Consider the following 4,414-nt stretch of genomic DNA (forward strand, 5'->3'; position numbering starts at 1 on the left):
GGCATTGGCGCTGCGCAGCGCCCAGCCGGCACCCAGGCCCGCCAGGTGCAACAGCAGCGTAGCGGCCAGCATGCCCGACAGCGTGGCCAACGCACTGGGCGCTCCGGCCAGTTCATAGCCATGGGCCAGGCCGTGGAAGACGGCGAACACGCCTACGATGAGCGCGGCTGCGATGCCTGGCACATGCCAGCGCGTCAGGACCAACAGGCCGGTGACCAGCAGCGAGGCCGCGATCATGGGCTCGACCGCTGGAATCTGCACGCCCTGCAGGCCCAGCAACGCGCCCGCCAGCAGCATGCCCGCAAAACCCAGTGGACCCCACAGCAACCCGGGCCCGGCCCGGCGCGCGGCCAGCGCGCTCCACAGGCCTACGGCCACCATGGCGGCCAAGTGATCCATGCCCGTCAGCGGATGCAGGAACCCGGTCATGAAATCCAGGTGCGAGTGGCCGTCCACGCCGGTGTGCGCGAAGGCGGCGGCTGGCAGCACAGCCGCGAGGGCGAGCAAGGCGCGCAGAGTACGCAGGGTAAGGGATGAAGGCATCAAGGAAAAACGCACGGCAATCTCCTGTTGGTCGATGTTGTAGTTTGAAGCGAAAAACGGGGTGCGGCGCTCAGACGATCGGCTGGTGTACGGTGACCAGCTTGGTGCCGTCGGGAAAGGTAGCTTCGACCTGGATGTCGGGGATCAGTTCGGGGATGCCGTCCATCACGTCGGCGCGGGTCAGCACCGTGCGTCCCTCGCTCATGAGCTGGGCGACGGACTTGCCGTCGCGCGCGCCTTCCATGACGGCGGCGCTGATCAGCGCCACGGACTCGGGGTAGTTGAGCTTCAGGCCGCGGGCGCGGCGCCTTTCGGCCAGCAGGGCAGCCGTAAAAATAAGCAGCTTGTCTTTTTCGCGGGGCGTCAATTCCATGGGGCTCTCTCAGGGCAGGCTGCCGGCTTGGGGATGCTTGCCGGGGTGCAAGAATGGTGCCATAAGAAGCTGTCCACGGTCCAGCCTGGCCGGGCTCACGGGGAGGCATGGCACAGAACATGCACTTGAGCAGGGTCAATCACCACGCGCCCGGCGCATCTGCCCACCCATGGACGCCCCGCTCACGCCCCTGCCAACGCCACCGCCGCCCGATACGGCCGCGGCCGCGCCGTTGCCGGGCGGCGCCGAAGCGCCGCTGCAGCGCATCATCAAGGTCAGGCGCGACTACAACAGCTGGGTGGCCAGCGAAACCATGGAAGACTACGCGCTGCGCTTCACACCGCAGCGCTTTCGCAAGTGGTCGGAATGGCGGGTCGCCAATACCGCCTTCGGCGCGGCCTCCTTCCTGATCCTGGAGGCGGTGGGCGCCACCTTGCTGGTCAAGTACGGTTTCACCAACGCCTTCTGGGCCATCGTCGCCACCGGCCTGATCATCTTCCTGGCGGGACTGCCCATCAGCATTTACGCGGCGCGCTACGGCGTGGACATGGATTTGCTGACGCGCGGCGCCGGTTTCGGCTACATAGGCTCCACGCTGACCTCGCTGATCTACGCGTCCTTCACCTTTATCTTTTTCGCGCTCGAGGCGGCCGTCATGGCCTATGCCTTGGACCTGGCGCTGGGCATCCCGCCCAGCTGGGGCTACCTGATCTGCGCCTTGGTCGTCATTCCGCTGGTCACCCATGGCGTGTCCGCCATCTCGCGCCTGCAGGTCTGGACGCAGCCCTTGTGGCTGGTCATGCTGGTCGTGCCCTTTGTATTTGTGCTGCTGCGCGATCCTGGTGCTTTTTCGGGCGTGCTGCACTATGGCGGTGAGAGGGGCGTGGGCGGCGAGTTTAATTTGCACCTGTTTGGTGCTGCTCTGACGGTGGGCATCGCGCTGATCACCCAGATGGGTGAGCAGGCCGACTATTTGCGCTTCATGCCGGTGCAGACGCCGGCCAACCGCTGGCGCTGGTGGGGCGGCGTGCTGGTGGGCGGGCCGGGCTGGGTGTTTTTGGGCGTGGTGAAGATGCTGGGCGGCGCCTTCCTGGCCTACCTGGCGATTTCCAACATGGTGCCGCTGGACCGCGCGGTGGACCCCAACCAGATGTACCTCGCGGCCTACGAATACGTGTTCCCGCACTACGGCATGGCCGTGGCGGCGACCGCGCTCTTCGTGGTGGTGTCRCAGCTCAAGATCAACGTGACCAACGCCTATGCGGGCTCCCTGGCCTGGTCGAATTTCTTCTCGCGCATCACGCACAGCCACCCGGGGCGCGTGGTGTGGGTGGTGTTCAACACGCTGATCGCCTTCATGCTGATGGAGATGAACGTGTTCCAGGCGCTGGGCGACGTGCTGGGCCTGTACTCGAACATCGCGATTGCCTGGGTGATGGCGGTGGTGGCGGATCTCGTCATCAACAAGCCGCTGGGCCTGAGCCCGCCGGGCATTGAATTCAAGCGCGCGCACCTGTACGACATCAATCCGGTCGGTGTCGGCGCGATGGCCCTGGCCTCGGTGTTGTCCATCACGGCGCACCTGGGGCTGTATGGGGAGACGGCGCAGGCCTTTTCCGCGGTGATCGCCATGGGGACGGCTTTTGTCACGGCGCCGCTGCTCGCCTGGGCCACCAAAGGCCGCTACTACATCGCGCGCACTTCGGGTGCGGCCGCAGGGGAGGGCGCCTACAAGCGTTATGCGACGCAGCAATGTGTGATCTGCGAGCGCGCCTATGAGGGCCCGGACATGGCGCATTGCCCGGCCTACCAGGGCCCCATCTGCTCGCTGTGCTGCACGTTGGACGCGCGCTGCGGCGACCTATGCAAGCCGCACGCGAGTTTGTCGGCGCAGTGGTCGGGCGCGTTGCGCTGGCTGCTGCCGCGCCGCGCCTGGCCTTACCTTGATACGGGCCTGGGCCACTTCCTGCTGCTGATGCTGATCATCGTGCCGCTGCTGGCCAGCGTGTTCGGCTTGCTCTACCACCAGGAGCTCAGCGCGCTGTCGGATTTGACACCGTCCGAGCCGGCCCTGAAGTCGGGTTTCCTCAAAGCCTATATGGCGCTGCTCGTGATCGCCGGCTTGGTCGCCTGGTGGCTGGTGCTGGCGCACAAGAGCCGGCAGGTCGCGCAGGAAGAATCGAACCGCCAGACGCATCTGCTGATGCGTGAGATCGAGTCGCACCGGCAGACCGACGAGGCGCTGCAGCAGGCCAAACTGGTGGCCGAAGAGGCGCGCCACCATGCCGACCAGGCCAACCAGGCCAAGAGCCGCTACATCAGCGCCATCAGCCACGAGCTGCGCACCCCGCTCAACAGCATCCTGGGTTATGCGCAGCTCATGGGGGAGGACAGCGCCATCCCGCCGCACCGCAAGCAGGCCGTCAGCGTCATCAAGCGCGGCGGCGAACACCTGCTGTCGCTGATCGAAGGCACGCTGGACATCGCCCGCATCGAGGCCGGCAAACTGACCCTCAACGTCAAGCCCATGCACTTCGCCGATTGTGTGCACGAGATGGCCGGCATGTTCGAGCTGCAGGCCGCGGCCAAGGGCCTGGCCTTCCACTTCGAGGCCAGCGGCAACCTGCCCGAGCTGGTGCGCGCCGATGAAAAGCGCGTGCGGCAAATCCTCATCAACCTGCTGGGCAATGCCATCAAGTTCACGGCGCAGGGGCAGGTGACCTTCCGGCTGCGCCATGCGCGCGAGATGGCCTACATCGACATCGAGGACACCGGCCCCGGCATGCGCGAGGCGGAACTCGCGCGCATCTTCGAGCCCTTCGCGCGCGGCGCGGCCGCGGGCCAGAGCGCCGAAGGCACGCCGGGCGCCGGCCTGGGCCTGACCATCGCCAAGATGCTGACCGACCTGATGGGCGGCGAGATGACGGTGGTGAGCACGCCGGGCCAGGGGTCCATCTTCCGCATCCGGCTGTTCCTGCCCGAGGTGCACCTGCCGGCGGGCGCCGCCAGGGAAACCGTCGCCCCGCCGGTGCGGCGCCGGCCGCGCGGCTACGAGGGCGCGCGCCGCAAGCTGCTGGTGGTCGACAACGAGGAGCCCGACCGCGAACTGCTGGTGCAACTGCTGCAGCCCATGGGCTTTGAGCTGCGCACCGCCGCCAGCGGCCACGACTGCCTGGACCTGCTGGCCGCCGGCTACCAGCCCGACGTGATCTTCATGGACCTGGCCATGCCGGGCATAGACGGCTGGGAGACGCTGCGCCGCGTGCGCGGCTCCGGCCATGAAGGCATACACCTGGCCATTGTTTCGGCCAATGCCTTTGACAAGGGCATGGAGAACGACGCCGGCATCCTGCCCGAGGACTTCATCTTGAAGCCCGTGCGCCATACCGAGCTGATCGCCTGGCTGGAGCGGCGCCTGTCGCTGACCTGGCTTTATGACACACCGGCCGTGGAAGCCTCGCCCGCGGCAACGCCCCCGCGGCGTGTGCTGCCGGACGC

At 66.9% G+C, this 4,414-nt stretch carries 3 protein-coding genes; 1 reads left to right on the forward strand and 2 read right to left on the reverse strand.

The window, feature by feature from the left end; genetic code table 11:
* Together AC1D0P_RS22410 and AC1D0P_RS22415 are read right to left on the reverse strand one after the other, a co-directional pair.
* The coding region (locus AC1D0P_RS22410) for a HupE/UreJ family protein (RefSeq protein ID WP_477678764.1) at nucleotides 1-543 on the reverse strand (543 nt) is incomplete at its 3' end.
* Between the two features lie 70 nt (nucleotides 544-613).
* Nucleotides 614-916: an urease subunit gamma gene (locus tag AC1D0P_RS22415; protein WP_007874763.1), complete on the reverse strand. Its 303-nt coding sequence runs from the start codon at nucleotides 914-916 to the stop codon at nucleotides 614-616.
* A gap of 169 nt (nucleotides 917-1,085) precedes the next feature.
* On the opposite strand from AC1D0P_RS22415, the gene AC1D0P_RS22420 reads away from it, so the two are divergent.
* Nucleotides 1,086-4,414 (forward strand): hybrid sensor histidine kinase/response regulator (locus AC1D0P_RS22420; protein ID WP_477678763.1); only part of this gene is annotated, 3,329 nt, incomplete at its 3' end.

The organism is Polaromonas sp. P1_G2, assembly GCF_056405515.1.